This window comes from Streptomyces sp. NPDC003023, assembly GCF_042888225.1.
Classification (GTDB): Bacteria; Actinomycetota; Actinomycetes; order Streptomycetales; family Streptomycetaceae; genus Streptomyces.
The window spans coordinates 615799-633470 of record NZ_JBIAPL010000003.1 but is presented as its reverse complement, the minus strand read 5'-3'; the positions used below and the strand labels follow the sequence as shown (position 1 = coordinate 633470).

21 protein-coding genes are annotated in these 17672 nt (G+C 70.1%); 15 read left to right on the top strand and 6 right to left on the bottom strand.

The window, feature by feature from the left end:
- The first annotated feature begins 2 nt into the window (after positions 1–2).
- From ACFYV1_RS14725 to ACFYV1_RS14715, 3 genes are read left to right on the top strand one after another with little or no spacing between them, the layout of a single operon-like run.
- Positions 3–1676, top strand: a complete 1674-nt coding sequence (locus ACFYV1_RS14725) for a cytochrome c biogenesis protein ResB (RefSeq protein ID WP_389395818.1) — start codon at positions 3–5, stop codon at positions 1674–1676.
- Complete coding sequence (ccsB, locus tag ACFYV1_RS14720) at positions 1673–2764, top strand: c-type cytochrome biogenesis protein CcsB (RefSeq protein ID WP_389395817.1); 1092 nt, start codon at positions 1673–1675, stop codon at positions 2762–2764. The genes ACFYV1_RS14725 and ccsB overlap by 4 nt, the downstream gene beginning before the upstream one ends.
- A 58-nt stretch (positions 2765–2822) precedes the next feature.
- On the top strand, positions 2823–3338 hold the full coding sequence (locus ACFYV1_RS14715; RefSeq protein WP_389395816.1) for an SRPBCC domain-containing protein: 516 nt from the start codon (positions 2823–2825) through the stop codon (positions 3336–3338).
- A 3-nt stretch (positions 3339–3341) separates the two neighbouring features.
- On the opposite strand, the gene ACFYV1_RS14710 is transcribed toward ACFYV1_RS14715, so the two are convergent.
- Both ACFYV1_RS14710 and ACFYV1_RS14705 read right to left on the bottom strand, forming a co-directional pair.
- Positions 3342–3791 carry a nucleoside deaminase gene (locus ACFYV1_RS14710; RefSeq protein WP_389395815.1) on the bottom strand — a complete coding sequence of 150 codons (450 nt, stop codon included), beginning with the start codon at positions 3789–3791 and terminating at the stop codon, positions 3342–3344.
- Positions 3792–3805: 14 nt separating this feature from the next.
- Complete coding sequence (locus tag ACFYV1_RS14705) at positions 3806–4195, bottom strand: PLD nuclease N-terminal domain-containing protein (RefSeq protein ID WP_389395814.1); 390 nt, start codon at positions 4193–4195, stop codon at positions 3806–3808.
- A 90-nt stretch (positions 4196–4285) separates the two neighbouring features.
- Here ACFYV1_RS14705 and ACFYV1_RS14700 point away from each other — a divergent pair, with 90 nt between their 5' ends.
- The 3 genes from ACFYV1_RS14700 to mqnP are packed head-to-tail and all read left to right on the top strand — an operon-like array spanning position 4286 to position 7121.
- Positions 4286–5737 (top strand): menaquinone biosynthesis decarboxylase, encoded by a 1452-nt coding sequence (locus tag ACFYV1_RS14700; protein ID WP_389395813.1) that lies wholly within the window; start codon positions 4286–4288, stop codon positions 5735–5737.
- Complete coding sequence (locus ACFYV1_RS14695) at positions 5734–6201, top strand: hypothetical protein (protein WP_389395812.1); 468 nt, start codon at positions 5734–5736, stop codon at positions 6199–6201. Before ACFYV1_RS14700 ends, ACFYV1_RS14695 begins: the two co-directional genes overlap by 4 nt.
- Positions 6198–7121: a menaquinone biosynthesis prenyltransferase MqnP gene (mqnP, locus tag ACFYV1_RS14690; RefSeq protein ID WP_389395811.1), complete on the top strand. Its 924-nt coding sequence runs from the start codon at positions 6198–6200 to the stop codon at positions 7119–7121. The genes ACFYV1_RS14695 and mqnP overlap by 4 nt, the downstream gene beginning before the upstream one ends.
- A 62-nt stretch (positions 7122–7183) precedes the next feature.
- On the opposite strand, the gene ACFYV1_RS14685 is transcribed toward mqnP, so the two are convergent.
- The gene (locus ACFYV1_RS14685) at positions 7184–7777 is read right to left on the bottom strand and encodes a rhomboid family intramembrane serine protease (protein WP_389395810.1); all 594 of its coding nucleotides are present in this window, start codon (positions 7775–7777) and stop codon (positions 7184–7186) included.
- Between the two features lie 109 nt (positions 7778–7886).
- Between ACFYV1_RS14685 and ACFYV1_RS14680 the strand changes: the two genes are divergently transcribed.
- Positions 7887–8549 (top strand): UbiX family flavin prenyltransferase, encoded by a 663-nt coding sequence (locus tag ACFYV1_RS14680; RefSeq protein WP_389395892.1) that lies wholly within the window; start codon positions 7887–7889, stop codon positions 8547–8549.
- Here ACFYV1_RS14680 and ACFYV1_RS14675 read toward each other — a convergent pair.
- On the bottom strand, positions 8546–8692 hold the full coding sequence (locus ACFYV1_RS14675) for a hypothetical protein (protein WP_389395809.1): 147 nt from the start codon (positions 8690–8692) through the stop codon (positions 8546–8548). The two genes, ACFYV1_RS14680 and ACFYV1_RS14675, sit on opposite strands and share 4 nt — an antisense overlap.
- Positions 8693–8822: 130 nt before the next feature.
- On the opposite strand from ACFYV1_RS14675, the gene ACFYV1_RS14670 reads away from it, so the two are divergent.
- The 7 genes from ACFYV1_RS14670 to ACFYV1_RS14640 all read left to right on the top strand — a co-directional run bounded on the left by ACFYV1_RS14670 (position 8823) and on the right by ACFYV1_RS14640 (position 14108).
- Complete coding sequence (locus ACFYV1_RS14670; protein WP_100108510.1) at positions 8823–9278, top strand: Lrp/AsnC family transcriptional regulator; 456 nt, start codon at positions 8823–8825, stop codon at positions 9276–9278.
- Positions 9279–9328: 50 nt separating this feature from the next.
- Positions 9329–10492 carry an aminofutalosine synthase MqnE gene (gene mqnE / locus ACFYV1_RS14665; protein ID WP_389395808.1) on the top strand — a complete coding sequence of 388 codons (1164 nt, stop codon included), beginning with the start codon at positions 9329–9331 and terminating at the stop codon, positions 10490–10492.
- A gap of 75 nt (positions 10493–10567) precedes the next feature.
- Positions 10568–11092, top strand: a complete 525-nt coding sequence (locus tag ACFYV1_RS14660; protein WP_389395807.1) for a GNAT family N-acetyltransferase — start codon at positions 10568–10570, stop codon at positions 11090–11092.
- A gap of 103 nt (positions 11093–11195) precedes the next feature.
- Positions 11196–11450 (top strand): DUF4229 domain-containing protein, encoded by a 255-nt coding sequence (locus ACFYV1_RS14655; RefSeq protein WP_389395891.1) that lies wholly within the window; start codon positions 11196–11198, stop codon positions 11448–11450.
- Positions 11451–11657: 207 nt separating this feature from the next.
- Entirely contained in the window at positions 11658–11747 is a 90-nt protein-coding gene (locus tag ACFYV1_RS14650; RefSeq protein ID WP_389395890.1) for a putative leader peptide, read from the top strand.
- A gap of 102 nt (positions 11748–11849) precedes the next feature.
- Positions 11850–13211, top strand: a complete 1362-nt coding sequence (locus ACFYV1_RS14645; RefSeq protein WP_389395806.1) for a dicarboxylate/amino acid:cation symporter — start codon at positions 11850–11852, stop codon at positions 13209–13211.
- Between the two features lie 219 nt (positions 13212–13430).
- A complete protein-coding gene (locus tag ACFYV1_RS14640; protein WP_389395805.1) occupies positions 13431–14108 on the top strand; it encodes a TetR/AcrR family transcriptional regulator in 678 nt (225 codons plus the stop codon).
- Here the strand turns inward: ACFYV1_RS14640 and ACFYV1_RS14635 are convergent.
- Positions 14077–14979 (bottom strand): MaoC/PaaZ C-terminal domain-containing protein, encoded by a 903-nt coding sequence (locus tag ACFYV1_RS14635; RefSeq protein ID WP_389395804.1) that lies wholly within the window; start codon positions 14977–14979, stop codon positions 14077–14079. The genes ACFYV1_RS14640 and ACFYV1_RS14635 overlap by 32 nt on opposite strands.
- Positions 14976–16286, bottom strand: coding sequence for a 3-oxoacyl-ACP reductase (locus tag ACFYV1_RS14630; protein ID WP_389395803.1), 1311 nt, complete (start codon positions 16284–16286; stop codon positions 14976–14978). The genes ACFYV1_RS14635 and ACFYV1_RS14630 overlap by 4 nt, the downstream gene beginning before the upstream one ends.
- A gap of 71 nt (positions 16287–16357) precedes the next feature.
- On the opposite strand from ACFYV1_RS14630, the gene ACFYV1_RS14625 reads away from it, so the two are divergent.
- On the top strand, positions 16358–17635 hold the full coding sequence (locus ACFYV1_RS14625; RefSeq protein ID WP_389395802.1) for an acetyl-CoA C-acetyltransferase: 1278 nt from the start codon (positions 16358–16360) through the stop codon (positions 17633–17635).
- The last annotated feature ends 37 nt before the right edge of the window (positions 17636–17672 follow it).

Below are 17672 nucleotides of genomic sequence, written 5' to 3'. Positions count from 1 at the left end.
TCATGAGCAAGACCGAAGAGCGCGACCTCGGCGACGCCGGGGCGCAGCTGTCCACCGCCCCGACGGAGTCCCCCGCGGACCAGGTGATCGGCGGACCCACGCTCGGTGTCATCGGCTGGCTGCGCTGGTTCTGGCGACAGCTGACCTCCATGAGGGTCGCGCTGATCCTGCTGTTCCTTCTCTCGCTCGGTTCCATTCCGGGCTCGCTGATCCCGCAGAACAGCGTGGACGAGCTCAAGGTGGAGGCGTTCAAGAAGCAGCACGACGTCCTGACGCCGATCTACGAGAAGCTGCAGCTGTTCAACGTCTACAGCTCGGTGTGGTTCTCCGCGATCTACATCCTGCTGTTCGTCTCGCTCATCGGCTGCATCGTGCCCCGCAGCTGGCAGTTCGTCGGGCAGCTGCGCAGCCGGCCGCCGGGCGCGCCCAAGCGGCTGACCCGCCTGCCCGCCTACACCACCTGGCGTACCGGGACGGAGCCGGAGCAGGTGCGGCGGGCCGCGCTCGAGATACTGCGAAAGCGCCGCTTCCGGGCCCACACGGCGGACGACGCCGTCGCTGCGGAGAAGGGCTTCCTGCGCGAGGCGGGGAACCTTGTCTTCCATGTGTCGCTGATCGTGATCCTCGTGGCGTTCGCACTCGGGGTCCTCTTCAAGTCCGAGGGCGGCAAGCTCGTCGTCGAGGGCGACGGCTTCTCCAACACGCTCACCCAGTACGACGACTTCAAGTCGGGGTCGCTGTTCACGACCGACGAGCTCTCGCCCTTCAGCTTCACCCTCGACAGTTTCACCGGGACGTACGAGAAGAACGGCCCGCAGCGGGGCACCCCGCGGACCTTCGAGGCGGCCGTGACCTGGTCCAGGGGCGACGGGGCCGAGCAGAAGTCGGTCATCGAGGTCAACAAGCCGCTCGAGGTCGACGGGACCAAGGTCTACCTGCTGGAGCACGGCTACGCTCCCGTCGTGACCGTCAGGGACGGCAAGGGCAAGGTCGTGTTCAACGGCGCCGTGCCGCTGCTGCCCATCGACGCCAACGTCTCGTCCACCGGCGCGATCAAGGTGATGGACGGCTACCGGGACAAGAACGGGAAGAAGGACCAGCTCGGTTTCGCCGCGTTCTTCGTACCGACCTACGGCGGCGAGAACAGCGGCCAGATGTTCTCCCAGTTCCCCGGGCTCGAGTACCCCGCACTCAGCCTCGGCGCCTTCCACGGCAGCCTCGGCGTCGACGCCGGTCTGCCGCAGAACGTGTACCAGCTCGACACCGGCAAGATGGAGCAGTTCAAGGACGCCGAAGGCAACAGGCTCACCGAGCGCCTGCTGCCCGGCGAGACCATGAAGCTCCCGGACGGCGCGGGCTCCATCACCTTCGAGAACGAGGTGAAGGAGTGGGCGAGCTTCCAGATCTCCCAGCAGCCCGGCAACGGCTGGGCGCTCACCGGCGCGGTCGCCGCCATCACCGGCCTGATCGGCTCGCTGTTCATCCAGCGCCGCCGGATCTGGGTGCGTGCCGTGCGCGGCGCGGACGGCGTCACCGTCGTGGAGATGGCCGGGCTAGGCCGAGCCGAGTCGTCGAAGCTCCCCGAGGAGCTCGCCGAACTGGCCGCCACCCTCAATGCACAGGCGCCGACGGCGTCTGAACCCGTAGAAGTTCCTGCCGAAGGGGCTGAGAAGTGACTCTCGCCGCCGCAACCAACGCGAACCTGGCGGAGATCAGCAACTACCTGATCTATTCGTCGATGGCCGTCTACACGCTGGCCTTCTTCGCGCACATCGCCGAGTGGACCCTCGGCAGCCGCAGCAAGGTGGCCCGTACGGCCGCCGCGCTGACCGCCCCGGCCGGCCAGGACACCGCGGCCGAGGCCCCGAAGATCCAGGTGAGGACGGCCGGCGGCACCGCCGTGCTGGACAAGCCGAAGGTCGTCACCCGTGCCGCGAGCGGCGCCCGCGACGTCCCCGACGGCCCCGGAGCGCACGGCGGCACCGAGAAGGGCGACCTCTACGGCCGGATCGCGGTCTCGCTGACCGCGCTCGCCTTCCTGCTGGAGGCGGTCGGTGTCGTCACCCGTGCCCTGTCGGTGCAGCGTGCGCCGTGGGGCAACATGTACGAGTTCTCCACGACCTTCTCCACGGTCGTCGTGGGCGTGTACCTGGCGCTGCTCCTCGCCAAGAAGAACGTCCGCTGGGCCGGTCTGCCGCTGGTCACCACCGTGCTGCTGGATCTCGGGATCGCGGTCACCTGGCTCTACACCGAGAGCGACCAGCTGGTTCCCGCCCTGGACTCCTACTGGCTCTGGATCCATGTCTCCACCGCGATCTTCTGCGGCGCGGTCTTCTACCTGGGCGCCGTCGGCACGGTGCTGTACCTGTTCCGCGACTCCTACGAGAGCAAGCTCGCCAAGGGCGGCAAGCCCGGCCGCTTCGCCACCTCGGTCCTGGAACGGCTGCCCGCCTCCGCCTCCCTCGACAAGTTCTCCTACCGGGTCAACGCGGCGGTCTTCCCGCTGTGGACGTTCACGATCATCGCGGGCGCGATCTGGGCCGGTGACGCGTGGGGCCGCTACTGGGGCTGGGACGCCAAGGAGGTCTGGTCGTTCATCACCTGGGTCGCCTACGCCGCCTACCTGCACGCCCGCGCCACCGCCGGCTGGAAGGGCCGCAAGGCCGCCTACCTGGCCCTGATCGCCTTCGCCTGCTGGCTGTTCAACTACTACGGCGTGAACATCTTCGTGAACAGCCTGCACTCGTACGCGGGCGTGGAGTGAGCCGGCGGTATTGCCCGGTGAGCTAGCGCCCGCGCCGCCCAGGGGTGAGGCTGGATACATGAGTGACGTGATCCCCGACGGCACCGCGGAGACCCGGCACGACGGCATCCGCGTGCTGCGGTACGAGCTGCGCCTGCCGTATCCGGTGATCCGGGTGTGGGCCGCCGTCGCCACCCCGGAGGGGCTGCCGACCTGGCTCTGCGCCGCCGACATACTCGAACCGAGAGTCGGCGGCGCGATCGCGCTCCGCTGGCTCAACGCGGACGCGAAGGGCCACCACACCGTCGCGGAGGGCCGGGTCACCGCGTGGGACCTGGAGCGGGTCGCCGAGTACACGGTCTCCGTCCACGGCCGGATCCGCTTCCACCTCGAGCCGCACGGCGACAACGGCACCGTGCTCCGTTTCACCAACGAACTGCGCTGCGACGACGAGGTGCTGCTGGACTGCCTGGCCGGCTGGCACAACCACTTCGAACTGCTCGTGGACGCCCTGGAGGGCCGTCCCACGACCGACTGGGAGACCTGGACGCCGGCCCGCCGGCAGCAGCTGAGGGACGCGTACGGGGCCGCGTGACGCTCAGGCCCCGATGTCCTCCTGCCAGAGCTCCGGCCTGGCCGCGACGAAGTCGCGCATCATCGCCCGGCATCCGGCGTCGTCCAGCACCACGATCTCCACGCCGTGCGCGGCCAGCCAGTCATGACCGCCGTGGAAGGTCTCCGCCTCGCCGATCACCACTCGCGAGATACCGAACTGGCGCACCAGCCCGCTGCAGTACCAGCACGGCGAGAGCGTCGTCACCATCGTCGTGCCGCGGTACGACCGCTGCCGTCCGGCGGCCCGGAACGCGGCGGTCTCGGCGTGCGCCGAGGGGTCGCCGTCCTGGACACGGCGGTTGTGGCCACGGCCGAGGAGTGTGCCGTCCGCGCCGTACAGGGCGGCGCCGATCGGGATGCCGCCCTCCGCGAGACCGGCCCCCGCCTCCGCCACGGCCGTCGCCAGCCATGCGTCGTACCCTCCGTGCGTCATCCGCTTCCTTCGGGTCAGGGCTTCTCGTTCTCGCCGTCCTGGTCGCGCTTCTTCAGCTCTTCCTCGCGGCGGCGCAGGTCCGCCTCCCAGTCCTTGAGGACCTTCTCGTCCTTCTTGTTCTCGTCCTTGAGGGACTTCAGAAAGTCCGGGTTGTCGTCCGGGGCGACCCACTGCGTGCGGTGGTTGCGGTGCCACTCCGACGGTGTGCGGCCGCCGGCCGGGGCGTGCCGCATCTTGCCGGCGGCGAACCAGACGATCGGGCCGACGATCCAGAAGAGCAGGATGATGAACACCCAGGCGAGCTTGGGAAGGTGCTTCGCCTCGTCCTCGGGGGTGTTGAGGCAGTCGACGAACGCGTAGATCGTCAGCGCCAGCGGCAGGATGTACATCAGTGCCCTGAGCATGTGGGACAGCCCCCTGGAGACATAGGTGGGGCGGCGTTTCCCCTGCCCCGGTGACGGGGCCAGGGTAGCGGGTGACCGATACTTGACCCCATGGCTTACGACGATCTTCGCTCCCTGCTCCGGGCGCTGGAGCGCGAGGGCGACCTCAAGCGCATCAAGGCCGAAGTCGACCCGCACCTAGAGGTCGGCGAGATCGTCGACCGGGTGAACAAGGCAGGCGGCCCGGCGCTGCTCTTCGAGAACGTGCGCGGCTCCGCGATGCCGCTCGCGATGAACGTGTTCGGCACCGACCGCAGGCTGCTGAAGTCGCTGGGCCTGAAGTCGTACGCGGAGATCAGCGAGAAGATCGGCGGGCTGCTCAAGCCGGAGCTTCCGCACGGTTTCGTCGGGGTGCGCGAGGCGTTCGGCAAGCTCGGTTCGATGGTGCACGTGCCGCCGAAGAAGGTGAAGGACGCGCCCGTGCAGGAGGTCGTCCTGCGCGGCGACGACGTCGACCTCGACCAGCTGCCCGCGCTGTTCACCTGGCCCGACGACGGCGGCTCCTTCTTCAACCTGGGCCTCACGCACACCAAGCACCCGGAGTCGGGCGTGCGCAACCTCGGCCTGTACCGGCTCCAGCGGCACGACCGGCGCACCATCGGCATGCACTGGCAGATCCACAAGGACAGCCGCAACCACTACGCCGTCGCCGCGGAGCGCGGCGAGCGGCTGCCGGTCGCGATCGCCTTCGGCTGCCCGCCTGCCGTGACGTACGCCTCCACCGCCCCGCTGCCCGGTGACATCGACGAGTACCTCTTCGCCGGCTTCGTCGCGGGCAAGCGGATCGAGATGGTCGACTGCAAGACCGTGCCGCTGCAGGTGCCGGCGAACGCGGAGGTCGTGCTGGAGGGCTGGCTCGAGCCGGGGGAGATGCTGCCGGAGGGCCCCTTCGGCGACCACACCGGTTTCTACACGCCGCAGGAGCCGTTCCCGGCGCTGACCATCGACTGCGTCACGATGCGCAAGCGGCCGCTGCTGCAGTCGATCGTGGTGGGCCGCCCGCCGACGGAGGACGGGCCGCTGGGGCGGGCGACGGAGAGGTTCTTCCTCCCCCTCCTCAAGATCATCGTGCCGGACATCGTGGACTACCACCTGCCGGAGTCGGGTGGTTTCCACAACTGCGCGATCGTCTCGATCGACAAGAAGTACCCCAAGCACGCGCAGAAGGTCATGCATGCCATCTGGGGCGCGCACATGATGTCCCTTACCAAGCTGATCGTGGTGGTGGACAAGGACTGCGACGTCCACGACCTGCACGAGGTCTCGTGGCGCGCGCTCGGCAACACCGACTACGCCCGCGACCTCACCGTGGTCGAGGGCCCGGTCGACCATCTCGACCATGCCTCCTACCAGCAGTTCTGGGGCGGCAAGGCGGGTATCGACGCGACGAAGAAGCTGCCGGAGGAGGGGTACACCCGCGACGGCGGCTGGCCGGACATGGTCGTGTCGGATCCGCAGACGGCTGCCAAGGTCGACCGTCGCTGGAAGGAGTACGGCCTGTGAGCCCCGTCGCGGGCGGCCCGGCCCTCTTCATCGGCACCGACACCGACTACGTGGCCCTGGTGCGGCCCGAGCTCGACCCGGCGGACCCGGGCGTCCGGCTGGCCGCCGAGCAGGCGGGTGTCACACCCGAGGAGTTCGCGGGCTCCGGTGACACCTGGACGGTCCTGTTCGAGCACGACGGTGAGGGCGACGGCTTCGAGCTGCCCGGTGTGCGCGACGCGGAGCCCGCCGGTTTCGCTGAGCGGCTGCGGGCCGAGCTGTCTGCGGCGTCCGGGCCGTTCACGGTGGACGGCGGCGCCGTCCTGAGTCTGGACGCCCGCCCGGCCGGCGAGGACGGGTACGCCTTCACGGCGCACATCACCCCGCCCGACGACGCCGCGACGCGGCTCACCGTGGCGACGGGACCGCTGCCCGTCGCCGGGCTGCTGGCCGACCTCGACGCGTTCCTCGGGAGCCTCGCATGATGACGACCGCCGACGGGGTCGTGGACTCCGGTCCCGCTCCCCGGCCGACGGGGAAGGTGAAGGCCTTCCTCCGTCTGGTGATGATCGAGCACTCGGTGTTCGCCCTGCCGTTCGCCTACATCGCCTCGCTCACCGCGATGTTCCAGCTGGACCGGAGCATCCACTGGCTCGACCTGCTGCTGGTCACCGTCGCGATGGTGGGGCTGCGGACCTTCGCGATGGCCTGCAACCGGATCATCGACCGCGAGATCGACGCGCGTAATCCGCGTACGGCGGGACGGGAGCTGGTCACCGGCGCGGTGTCCGTCCGCTCGGCGTGGACCGGCGCGCTCGTCGCCCTGCTCGTGTTCCTCGGCGCGGCGGCGCTGCTGAACCCGCTGTGCCTGGCGCTGGCGCCGGTCGCCGTGGTGCCGATGGTCGTCTACCCGTACGGCAAGCGGTTCACGAACTTCCCGCACGCGATCCTCGGACTGGCCCAGGCGATGGGCCCCGTCGGGGCGTGGATCGCGGTCACGGGGGAGTGGTCGTGGGACGCGGTCATCCTGGGTCTCGCGGTCGGTGTGTGGATCGGCGGCTTCGACCTGATCTTCGCCTGCCAGGACGTCCAGGCCGACCGTGCCCACGGCGTGAAGTCGGTCCCGGCACGGTTCGGCATCCCGGCGGCGCTGCACGGGGCGCGTGCCTCGCACGTCGTGACGACCGGTCTGCTGGTCTGGTACGCGCTGGCCACGGACGCGGGGTTGTTCTTCTGGGCGGGGCTGGTGATCGTCGTGGCGGCGTTCCTCTACGAGCACACGATCGTCCGGCCGCACGATCTTTCGCGTCTGAACAGGGCGTTCTTCACCGTCAACGGGTTCATCGGCATGGCCCTGTTCGTGTGCGCGCTGCTCGATCTCGTGGTGCGGGGTCTGACCGTCTGACCGTCTCTACTGCTCGGCGGCCGTCCGGGCAGCTCGGCCGCCCGGCCCGGGCGCCCGTTGCTTCACGCGTCAGCGGCGCGACGGCGGAAGAGGAACGCCGCGGCGATGCCCGCGAGCAGACCGAAGAGGTGGCCCTGCCAGCTGACGCCGGTGTCGGACGGGGATATGCCGAGCAGGATCGAGCTGCCCCAGACCGCGCCGACGAGCAGCCCGACACCCACCTCCAGCAGTTTCCGCTCGACGAAGCCGCGCACCACCAGGAAGCCGAAGAGGCCGAAGACGAGGCCCGACGCACCCGCCGTGTTGGCGTCGGAGGGGGAGAAGAGCCACACTCCGACGCCGGACACCACGATGATCATCAGTGACACCGCGAGGAACCGGCGGATGCCGCCGAGCGCGGCGAGGAAGCCGAATATCAGGAGCGGGGCGCTGTTCGCCGCGACATGGGCGAAGCCGAAGTGCATGAAGGCCGAGGGGACCACGTCCACCAGCTCGCCCGGTTCACGGGACACGACCCCGTAGGAGTCGAGGGCGTGTGCCGTCGCCACGTCGACCGCTTCGAGCGCCCACAGCAGCGCGACCCAGGCGGCCATCAGCTTGATCGCGGCCCCGGCCCGGTCCGATCTGTTCCAACCACCGACTTCCGGCAGTGTCATCGTGGCCCCCTGCGGTCTGCGTACGCCTCTCCCGGGGAACGACCGGCGCACCTTACTCAGTTCCGCCCGCACGCCGCCGGATAGGCTCAACGGTGTGGAGCAGCGAGAAATGAACAGTCGTCGGCCGTGGGTCGTGGGGGTGTCAGGTGCTTCCGGCACGCCGTACGCGGCCGCCGTGCTGCGCGGGTTGCTGGCCGCCGGGGAGAGTGTCGACCTGGTGATCAGCAGGGCGTCACGGCTGACGCTGCTCGACGAGACCGGGATCGGCTTCCGGGACGCGCACTGGCAGGACGACCTGCGGCAGTGGCTGGCCCGCGGAGCCGACGGGAAGCCGGACAGCTTCGAGGTCGATGTGACGGACGTGCGGCACTGGGCGGCCGGAGACCTCGCCGCCGGGCCGTCGTCGGGGTCGTACCCGGTCAAGGGGATGCTGATCGTGCCGGCGTCGACCGCCTGCGTGGCGGGTGTGGCGCTGGGGCTCTCGAAGGATCTGCTGCAGCGTGCGGCGAGCGTGACGCTCAAGGAGCGGCGCCCTCTGGTGGTCGCCGTACGGGAGACCCCCCTGAACGGGCAGACGCTGAAGCACCTGGTCGCGCTGGACGAGGCGGGCGCGGTGGTGCTGCCCGCCTCTCCGGCGTTCTACGCGGGTGCGACGCACATCCAGGATCTGGTGGACTTCGTCGCGGGGCGGGTGCTCGACGCGGCAGGGGTGCCGCATCGGCTGTACCGCCGTTGGGAGGGGGAGCTGGGTGGTGGCTCCGGAGGCGACTAGCGCCGCTTGTCCACACGGGGGGCGCGGGTCCGGTCGACCTTGTGGGCGGCGGAGGGCAGGTGGGCACGCGAGCGGTTGGCCAGCTCCTGCAGCTGTCGCATGTGGGCGTGGGCCATCTCGATCGTGTACACGGTGAGTGTCATCTCCTGTATGGATCGTGATCCTGTGGGATCAACTGTGATCGTTTAAGTAAATCGCAGGGTGTCGTCCCTGCATGCCTTAGATTCTACACGTAAACTTGCGGTATCGCTGAATAATGGAAGGCTTGAGTCTATGGACGCCGTGGATAGGCAGCTCATCCAGGCCCTGCGCGAGAACGGCAGGGCTTCGTACGCCGAGCTCGGCCGGCTCGTGGGGCTCTCCGGTCCCTCCGTCACCGACCGCATCAACCGCCTGGAGGCGGCGGGCGTCATCACCGGGTACCGCGCCACCGTCGACGCGGCCTCGCTCGGCCTCGGAGTCACCGCACTGATCGGCATCTCGCTCTCCGACGCCGCCGACCACGAGGACGTGGCCCGCAGGCTGAAGGACCTCGCCGAGATCGAGGACTGCTGGTTCATCGCGGGTGACGACTCGTTCATGCTCAAGGTGCGAGCGGACAACGTGGACGGCCTGGAGAAGACGATCCGCCGGCTCTCCGGGACGCGCGGGGTCTCCCGTACCCGCACCACCATCGTGCTGTCCACCAAGTGGGAGAACCGGGTCGGCGACCTGCCGGAAGAGGGCTAGGGATACCTTTGGTGGAGCCCGATTGGTAGACGTATGGGAGGCGGCCCGAAGTGGACGCAGGACTCAAGCGCGAGCTCGAGGAGAAGGTCCGGGCCGGTGAGCGGCTGACGCGTGAGGACGGCATCGCCCTCTACGAGTCGGACGACCTGGCATGGCTGGGCGGACTCGCCCACGAGGTGCGCACCCGCAAGAACGGCGACGTCGTCCACTTCAACGTCAACCGCCATCTCAACATGACCAACGTGTGCACCGCGTCGTGCGCGTACTGCTCGTTCCAGCGCAAGCCGGGTGAGAAGGACGCCTACACCATGCGCATCGAGGAGGCCGTCCGCCTCGCCAAGGCGATGGAGGGCGAGAACCTCACCGAGCTGCACATCGTCAACGGGCTCCACCCCAACCTCCCCTGGCGCTACTACCCGCGCTCGCTCTCGGAGCTCAAGAAGGCCCTCCCCGAGGTGTCGTTGAAGGCCTTCACCGCCACCGAGATCCATCACTTCGAGACGATCTCCGGGATGTCGGCGTCCGACATCCTCGACGAGCTGATCGAAGCCGGTCTGGAGTCGCTGACCGGTGGCGGCGCCGAGATCTTCGACTGGGAGGTCCGGCAGCACATCGTCGACCACCGCACCCACTGGGAGGACTGGTCGCGCATCCACCGCCTCGCGCACGAGAAGGGTCTCAAGACCCCGTGCACGATGCTGTACGGGCACATCGAGGAGCCCCGGCACCGGGTGGACCACGTGCTGCGGCTGCGTGAGCTGCAGGACGAGACCGGCGGCTTCCAGGTCTTCATCCCGCTGCGCTACCAGCACGACTTCGTGGACGTGCAGGACGGCAAGGTGCGCAACAGGCTCCAGGCGCGCACCACGATGGCGACCGGCGCGGAGGCGCTGAAGACCTTCGCCGTCTCGCGGCTGCTCTTCGACAACGTGCCGCACGTCAAGGTCTTCTGGGTGATGCACGGCGTGCAGACCGCCCAGCTGGCCCTCCAGCACGGTGCCGACGACATGGACGGCTCGGTCGTCGAGTACAAGATCACGCACGACGCGGACAACTACGGCACGCCGAACAAGCTGACCCGCGACGATCTGCTCGACCTGATCCGCGACGCCGGTTTCCGCCCCGTGGAGCGCAACACCCGCTACGAGATCATCCGCGAGTACCCGGGCCCGGACGCCGACCGCCGCGAGTCGCCGCAGCCCATGCGCCTCTGAACCCCGCGGGACGGACCCGTCTCGCTCTGCGGAACCCCGGCTCCGGCCGGGGTTCTCGTTTTCTAGGCTGGGCCCATGGCTCTCACCTTCGAACTCGACCCGCGGGGCGGAGACGACCTTCGCGACGGCGTCATCGCGCTCTGGCAGGACGTCAGCAACGCGGGTGGCGCCGTCGGCTTCGTGCCGCCGGTGACGGCCGACGAGATCCGGCCCGAGTGGCGCAAGCACCTCACCGCCATCGCGGAGGGCCGGATGCGCCTCCTCGTCGGCCGCGACGAGGACGGCGTGATCGCCGCCACGGCCTTCCTCGCGCACAACACCCACCGGCTGATGACCCACTGGATCTGGCTCTACACGGTGATGGTCCACCCCAGGTACCAGGGCAAGGGCTACGGACGCGACCTCATGGCCGCCGCCGCGGACGCCGCCCGCGGGCTGGAGGGCATCGAGGCGATACGGCTCACCTGCCGCGGCGGCACCGGCGCCGACCGCTTCTACTCCGCCTGCGGATACAAGGAGGTCGGCCGGGTACCGGGCGCGATCCGGGTGGCCGACGGCGACGACCGCGACGACGTCATCATGCTGCTGCCCCTTGCCTAGCCGGAATCCGCGGCGTGCTTCACTGGACGGGCACCCACGTCTTACCCAAGGAAGAAGGCCCGTCGTGTCAGCAAGGTCGAGCGCCGCGATCCGGTACACCGCGATGCGCCTGGCGATCTTCGTCGGCTGTTTCGTCGTCGTGGCCGGACTGGTCCAGATCGGAGCCCTGCCCAAGGGCCTCGGCGACTCCAACTTCGTCTGGGTCGTGCTGCTCGCACTCGTGCTCTCGGCGCCGCTCAGCTTCGTGCTGCTGCGCAAGCAGCGTGACGCGATGTCCGAGCAGATCGTCGACAGGGTCGACAGCGCCAAGGCACGCCTCGAGGCCAACCGCAGGCAGGAGGACGGCGCCGCCGGCTGAGGCCTCTCGTTCGGATCAGGCCCCACGCCCCTGCGGGCGTGGGGGACTTTTGGTTCGGATCGCGCCGGATCCGAACGCAGAACCCGCCGCCCAGGGCCTGGGGAGGCCCGTGCGAGGCCCGCGCGAGGCACGCGCGAGGCACAGGCTCAAAGGGGAACTTTGAGCTTGCATAAGTTCAAGTGTTAACGTGTTCGTGTGAAGACAGCAGTGCGCCACCACGACGCCGCGAGCCTCCTGCTCGTGGCGCGCCTGCATGTCGACCTCTGCCGCTGTACATCCGCGGTCTGTTGCCGGTAGCCCTTCGCGCAACGGCATCACACTGCGGCACCGCGCCTTCGCGCGCCCGGGCGCCGCACACCGTCCCCTGTACTTCCCCACACGCCACCTTGGAGTGCGTCCGTGTCCGCGACCACCGCGTCCACCCCTGCCGGAGAGCAGTCCGGTTCCGGTTCCCGAATACCCAAGATCCCCTTCTGGGCCCAGATCGCCGCCGGTCTGGTCCTCGGTGTCCTGCTCGGCTGGCTCGCCCGCAGCCAGGACATCGGCTGGCTGAAGGACACCCTCGACCAGGTCGGCTCGATCTTCGTCCAGCTGCTGAAGCTGGCCGTCGCGCCGCTCGTCTTCTTCGCGATCCTGGTCTCGATCACCAACCTGCGCAAGGTCAACAACGCCGCACGGCTGGCCTCCCGCACGCTGCTCTGGTTCATGATCACATCGCTGATCGCGGTGGCCCTCGGCCTCGTCATCGGCCTGCTCACGGACCCGGGTGCGGGCACCGGACTCACGCCCAAGGACGGCAAGGCGCCGGAGAACGCCGGATCCTGGATCGACTTCCTCACCGGCATCGTCCCCACGGACGTCATCACGCCGTTCACCGAGCTCGAAGTGCTCCAGATCGTCTTCATGGCCGCCGTCGCCGGCATCGCGGCCCTCAAGCTCGGTGACCGCGCCAAGCCGATCCTCGCGCTGAGCGAGTCGGTGCTCGAGCTGCTGCAGAAGGCGCTGTGGTGGGTCATCCGCCTCGCGCCCATCGGCACCGTCGGCCTCATCGGCTTCGCCATCGCCGACTACGGCTGGGACCTGATCGGCAAGTACGCCACTTTCACCGCGGACGTGTACATCGGCTGCGCGCTGGTGCTCTTCGGTGTCTACCCGCTGCTGCTGGTGACCGTCGCCAAGGTGAACCCCGTCCAGTTCTTCAAGGGCGCCTGGCCCGCGATCCAGCTGGCGTTCGTCTCCCGCTCCTCGGTCGGCACCATGCCGGTCACCCAGAAGGTCACCGAGCGTCTCGGCGTCCCGAAGGACTACGCCAGCTTCGCCGTCCCGTTCGGCGCGACCACCAAGATGGACGGCTGCGCCGCCATCTACCCGGCGCTCGCCGCGATCTTCATCGCGCAGATCTTCGACGTGCAGCTCGGGATCCAGGACTACCTGCTGATCGCCTTCGTCTCGGTCGTCGGCTCCGCCGCCACGGCAGGTCTGACCGGTGCGACGGTCATGCTGACGCTGACCCTGTCCACGCTGGGCCTCCCGCTCGAGGGTGTCGGCCTGTTGATGGCGATCGACCCGATCCTGGACATGATGCGCACGGCCACGAACGTCGCGGGGCAGGCGCTGGTTCCGGTCATCGTCGCGGCGCGTGAGCGGATCCTGGACCGTGACGCCTACAACTCCGCGACGTCCTCGCCGATCGACGACCTCGACGCGGACGCCGGCACGGCATCGGCCGGGCAGAAGACGGCCGTACCGGTCCCTGCGTAACGCCTCAGCAGAACCACAGGACTCGTGGGCCTCTCCCGTCGGCGGGAGAGGCCCGCTGTCGTCGGTGCCCTCATACGGCCGAGACCCGTCGCGTCCGGTTGACCCCGTCACGCTGGGTGGACCTTAATGGCGGCCCATGAACGCCGTCACGACGCAGTCACCTGCCAGGGTCGTAGTCTTACTGCTGAGTAAGGAAACGGGGCGGGAGGAACACTGACAATGAGTGCTGTGAAGGGCGTGAGGGCCAAACGCATGCCGCGCGCGGTGCGCGAGCAGCAGATGATGGACGCCGCCGTGCAGACCTTCGGGCAGCGCGGCTACCGGTCGGCCTCGATGGACGAGATCGCGGAGCTGGCGGGCGTCTCCAAGCCCTTGGTGTACCTCTACCTGAACTCCAAGGAAGAGCTCTTCACGGCCTGCATCCGGCGTGAGGCGCAGCGCCTCACCGAGGCCGTGCAGGCGGCGATCCAGCCGGGGCTGACGGCCGACCAGCAGATGTGGGCCGGGCTCGAGGCGTTCTTCCGGCACACCCAGGAGAACCCGGACGGCTGGTCGGTGCTGCACCGCCAGGCGCGCACGCACGGTGAGCCCTTCGCGGCCGAGGTCTCCAAGATGCGGGAGGACATCGCCGCCTTCGTGACCGTGCTGATCGGCGCGGCGGCCCGCCAGGGGGTGCCCCCGGCGCCGGGGGCGGCGGGCTCGAACCGGAGCGCGGAGCTGGCCGACCGCGACATCGAGGGGCTGGCCCAGGCGCTCGTCGGGGCCGCCGAGTCGCTCGCGGGGTGGGCGAACGACGCCGGCGGCCTCTCCGCGAAGGAGGCCGCGGGCCTCCTGATGAACTTCGCCTGGACGGGCCTGGGCAACCTCATGCAGGGCGAGCGCTGGTCCCCCCGCTGACGGCCTCCCCGCTGACTGCCTCCCCGGTGAGGTGCACGCGGTCGGCGCCGCGCAGCTCGAAGGCGGTGCCTTCCGCGGTGGTCCGCGCGGCGTAGGTGACATCGGCGGGCAGCAGTACGGGCGCCTTGAACTCGGCCCGTGCCCGGTCCGCCGGCCCGGCGGTCCGCTCCGCCTCCGCCAGGCAGCGGGCGAACGTCCACATGCCGTGGGCGATCGCGCGCGGAAAGCCGAAGAGCTTCGCCGTGAGCGGGTGCAGATGGATGGGGTTGCGGTCGCCGGACGCCGCTCCGTAGCGGCGGCCGAGGTCGCCGGGGACCTCCCACCGGGCCACCGCGGGCAGCGGCGCGGTCCCGGCTGGGGAACTCTCCCGCGGCCCGTCGTCGGTGGTGCGGTGGCGGGCCAGATAGGAACTGCGGGACTCCCAGACCAGCTCGCCCTCCAGTCTCGCCTCCGTGACCACGACCACCTCGGTCCCGCGCCGGTGGGCGACCAACCGCTCCGCGTAAACCGCCAGTTCGGGCCGGTCGTCCCGCACCAGGACCCGGCCGTGCCGGGCGATCCCGATACGGGTGTGGACCAGGCCGAGGAGCGGCAGCGGGAAGGCGCGGTCGGCCATCAGCCGCATGGCGAGTGGGAATCCGAGGATGTGCGGGTACGGGAGGGGCAGCGCATCGCCCGCGGGGAATCCGCAGATGCCGGAGTACGCCGAGAGCCGGGCGTCGTCGGTACGGGCGGCGGGCAGCACCAGCCGGGTGCCGGGGAGCGCCGCCCCGGCGTGCACCCCGCGCTTCAGCGGGGAGAGGGCCGCGCCGCGTGCCAGCAGCGGGGCGAGCGAGGGGGTCTTCGTCAGCGTGGTGGTGGGCACGGTCACGCGCCCAGCAGGCTCTGGCCGCAGACGCGCAGGACCTGTCCGTTGACGGGGCCGGAGGACGGGTGGGCCAGGTAGGCCGTGGCCTCTGCGACGTCGGAGGGGAGGCCGCCCTGGGCGAGGGAGTTCATGCGGCGTCCGGCCTCGCGGATGAACAGGGGGACGGCGGCGGTCATCCTCGTCTCGATGAAGCCGGGGGCGACGGCGTTGACGGTGACGCCGTGCGCGGCCGCGGCCCGCGGGGCGAGCGAGCGGACCAGTCCGATGATCCCGGCCTTGCTCGCCGCGTAGTTGGTCTGGCCGGTGTTGCCCGCGATCCCGGCGATGGAGGCCGTGGCGACGATCCGGCCGCCGCGGCGGATTGCGCCGGTCTTCAGCAGGGCGTCCGTGGTGTCGAGGACCGCGGCGAGATTGACGTCGATCACCGAACTCCACCGGTCGGCGGGCATGTTGACGAGCCTGCGGTCGCGGGTGATGCCCGCGTTGTGCACGAGGACGTCCAAGTGGCTGTCGGGGAGCGCGGAGGCGATGTGGTAGGCGGCGTCGTCCGCGGTGATGTCGAGCGGCAGGGCGGTCGCCTCCAGCCGGTCGGCGGTGCGTACGAGATCGGCCTGCGCCTGGGGGACGTCCAGGCAGATGACATGGGCTCCGTCGCGGGCGAGGATCTCGGCGACGGACGCGCCGATGCCGCGGGCGGCTCCGGTGACGAGGGCGGTACGGCCGGCGAGCGGGCGGGCGGGGTCGGCGGGCGGGGTCGGCTCGGAGTCGGTCAGCTCGATGACCTGGCCGCTGACGTACGCGGACTTGGGCGAGAGGAGGAAGCGCAGTGTGGACTCGGCGGCGGCCGGTGACGGGGCGCTCAGCCGGACCAGGTTGACGGTGCGCCCGCGGCCGATCTCCTTGCCGAGGGACCGGACGAAGCCCTCGAGCGCCTGCTGGGCCGCGGCCTGGTGGTGGTCGTCGGCGGAGGGACGGGCGCCGAGGACGACGACGCGGCCGCTTTCCGCGACGTCGCGGACCACCGGGTGCAGCGCGGCGTGCACCTCCGCCAGTTCGGCGGCGGAGGCGACGCCGGTCGCGTCGAGCAGGACCGCGGCGGGGCGTTCCGCGGGATCGGTCACCGTCTGCCCGGTGACGGGCAGCGGGCCTTCGAGCCCGGACACGCCTGCGGTCAGCACCAGCAGCGGACCCTGGAGGGAGGGGTGCTCAGGGCTCCAGCGGCGCAGCGGCGCGGGCTGGGGGAGGCCGAGCCGGCCGGCGAGGAAACGGCCCGGCGCTGTGCCGGTGAAGTTCAGATAGCGGTCGGCCATTGTCCTGACTCCCTGCTCGGTCGTAGATTTACTCTTGAGTAAGGTTACTCAAGAGTCAGGAGCTGGTCGAGATGTTGCCGATGTTGCCTCGGAGGGTTGCGGTGATCGGCGGCAGCCGTATCCCCTTCGCCCGGTCCGACGGCCCCTACGCCACCGCCTCCAACCAGGCGATGCTCGGCGCCGCGCTCGACGGCCTCGTCGAGCGCTACGGCCTGCGCGGGCCCGGCGCCGTCGGCGAGTTCGTGGCGGGCGCGGTCCTCAAGCACAGCCGGGACTTCAACCTCGCCCGCGAGACGGTGCTGGGATCCGGGCTCGACCCGAGGACCCCCGCGTACGACATCCAGCAGGCTTGCGGCACCGGCCTGCAGGCCGTCATCGCCGTCGCCAACAAGATCGCGGTCGGCGCGATCGAGAGCGGCGTCGCGGGCGGCGCGGACACCACGAGCGACGCGCCGCTCGGCGTCAACGACGAGCTCCGGAGGATCCTGCTCGAGGCACGTCGGGCCAAGGGCAGCGGCGCACGGATCAGGGCCCTCTCCCGGATACGCCCCCGGCACCTCGTACCCGACATCCCGCAGAACGCGGAGCCGCGCACCGGCCTGTCCATGGGCGAGCACGCGGCGATCACCGCCGCGAAGTGGGGCATCGGCCGCGAGGAGCAGGACCTGCTGGCGGCGACCAGCCACCAGCGGCTCGCCGCCGCGTACGAACGGGGCTTCCTCGACGACCTCGTCGTCCCCTACCGGGGCCTCGAGCGGGACCAGAACCTCCGCCCCGGATCGACGGTCGAGAAACTCGCCACGCTCAGGACGGTGTACGGCAACGACCGGCCGGGCGCGACGATGACCGCCGGCAACTCGACGCCGCTCACCGACGGCGCCGCGACCGTGCTGCTGGCGAGCGAGGAGTGGGCCGAGCAGCACGGCTTCACACCGCTCGCCCACCTCACCGCCTACGAGACCGGTGCCGTGGACCATGTGAACGGCGACCGGGCCGACGGCGACGACGGTCTGCTGATGGCCCCCGCGTACGCCGTGCCGCGGATGCTGCAGCGGGCCGGGCTCACCATCGAGGACTTCGACCTGGTCGAGATCCACGAGGCGTTCGCCTCCCAGGTGCTCGCGACGCTCGCCGCCTGGGAGAAACAGGGCCTCGCGCCCGTCGACCGGGAGCGGCTGAACGTCGCCGGGTCCTCACTGGCCACGGGTCACCCCTTCGCCGCCACCGGCGCCCGGATCGTCGCCACCCTGGCCAAGCTGCTCGCGGAACGCGAGGGACCGGCCCGTGGGCTGGTCTCCATCTGCGCGGCGGGCGGACTGGGCGTCACCGCGATCCTCGAAAGCCCCTGAGCCCTCCCACGCACCATGCCGGCCACACCCTGACCCA

Bases quoted from the DNA above. Each gene is read 5' to 3' on its own strand.
- ACFYV1_RS14640 (WP_389395805.1), top strand. From the start codon at position 13,431: ATGAGTGCTGTGAAGGGCGTGAGGGCCAAACGCATGCCGCGCGCGGTG.
- ACFYV1_RS14725 (WP_389395818.1), top strand. From the start codon at position 3: ATGAGCAAGACCGAAGAGCGCGACCTCGGCGACGCCGGGGCGCAGCTG.
- ACFYV1_RS14675 (WP_389395809.1), bottom strand. From the start codon at position 8,692: ATGACACTCACCGTGTACACGATCGAGATGGCCCACGCCCACATGCGA.
- ACFYV1_RS14655 (WP_389395891.1), top strand. From the start codon at position 11,196: ATGCGCCTGGCGATCTTCGTCGGCTGTTTCGTCGTCGTGGCCGGACTG.
- ACFYV1_RS14660 (WP_389395807.1), top strand. From the start codon at position 10,568: ATGGCTCTCACCTTCGAACTCGACCCGCGGGGCGGAGACGACCTTCGC.
- ACFYV1_RS14630 (WP_389395803.1), bottom strand. From the start codon at position 16,286: ATGGCCGACCGCTATCTGAACTTCACCGGCACAGCGCCGGGCCGTTTC.
- ACFYV1_RS14710 (WP_389395815.1), bottom strand. From the start codon at position 3,791: ATGACGCACGGAGGGTACGACGCATGGCTGGCGACGGCCGTGGCGGAG.
- ACFYV1_RS14670 (WP_100108510.1), top strand. From the start codon at position 8,823: ATGGACGCCGTGGATAGGCAGCTCATCCAGGCCCTGCGCGAGAACGGC.
- ACFYV1_RS14705 (WP_389395814.1), bottom strand. From the start codon at position 4,195: ATGCTCAGGGCACTGATGTACATCCTGCCGCTGGCGCTGACGATCTAC.
- ACFYV1_RS14715 (WP_389395816.1), top strand. From the start codon at position 2,823: ATGAGTGACGTGATCCCCGACGGCACCGCGGAGACCCGGCACGACGGC.
- ACFYV1_RS14625 (WP_389395802.1), top strand. From the start codon at position 16,358: ATGTTGCCGATGTTGCCTCGGAGGGTTGCGGTGATCGGCGGCAGCCGT.
- ACFYV1_RS14685 (WP_389395810.1), bottom strand. From the start codon at position 7,777: ATGACACTGCCGGAAGTCGGTGGTTGGAACAGATCGGACCGGGCCGGG.
- ACFYV1_RS14700 (WP_389395813.1), top strand. From the start codon at position 4,286: ATGGCTTACGACGATCTTCGCTCCCTGCTCCGGGCGCTGGAGCGCGAG.
- mqnP (WP_389395811.1), top strand. From the start codon at position 6,198: ATGATGACGACCGCCGACGGGGTCGTGGACTCCGGTCCCGCTCCCCGG.
- ACFYV1_RS14680 (WP_389395892.1), top strand. From the start codon at position 7,887: ATGAACAGTCGTCGGCCGTGGGTCGTGGGGGTGTCAGGTGCTTCCGGC.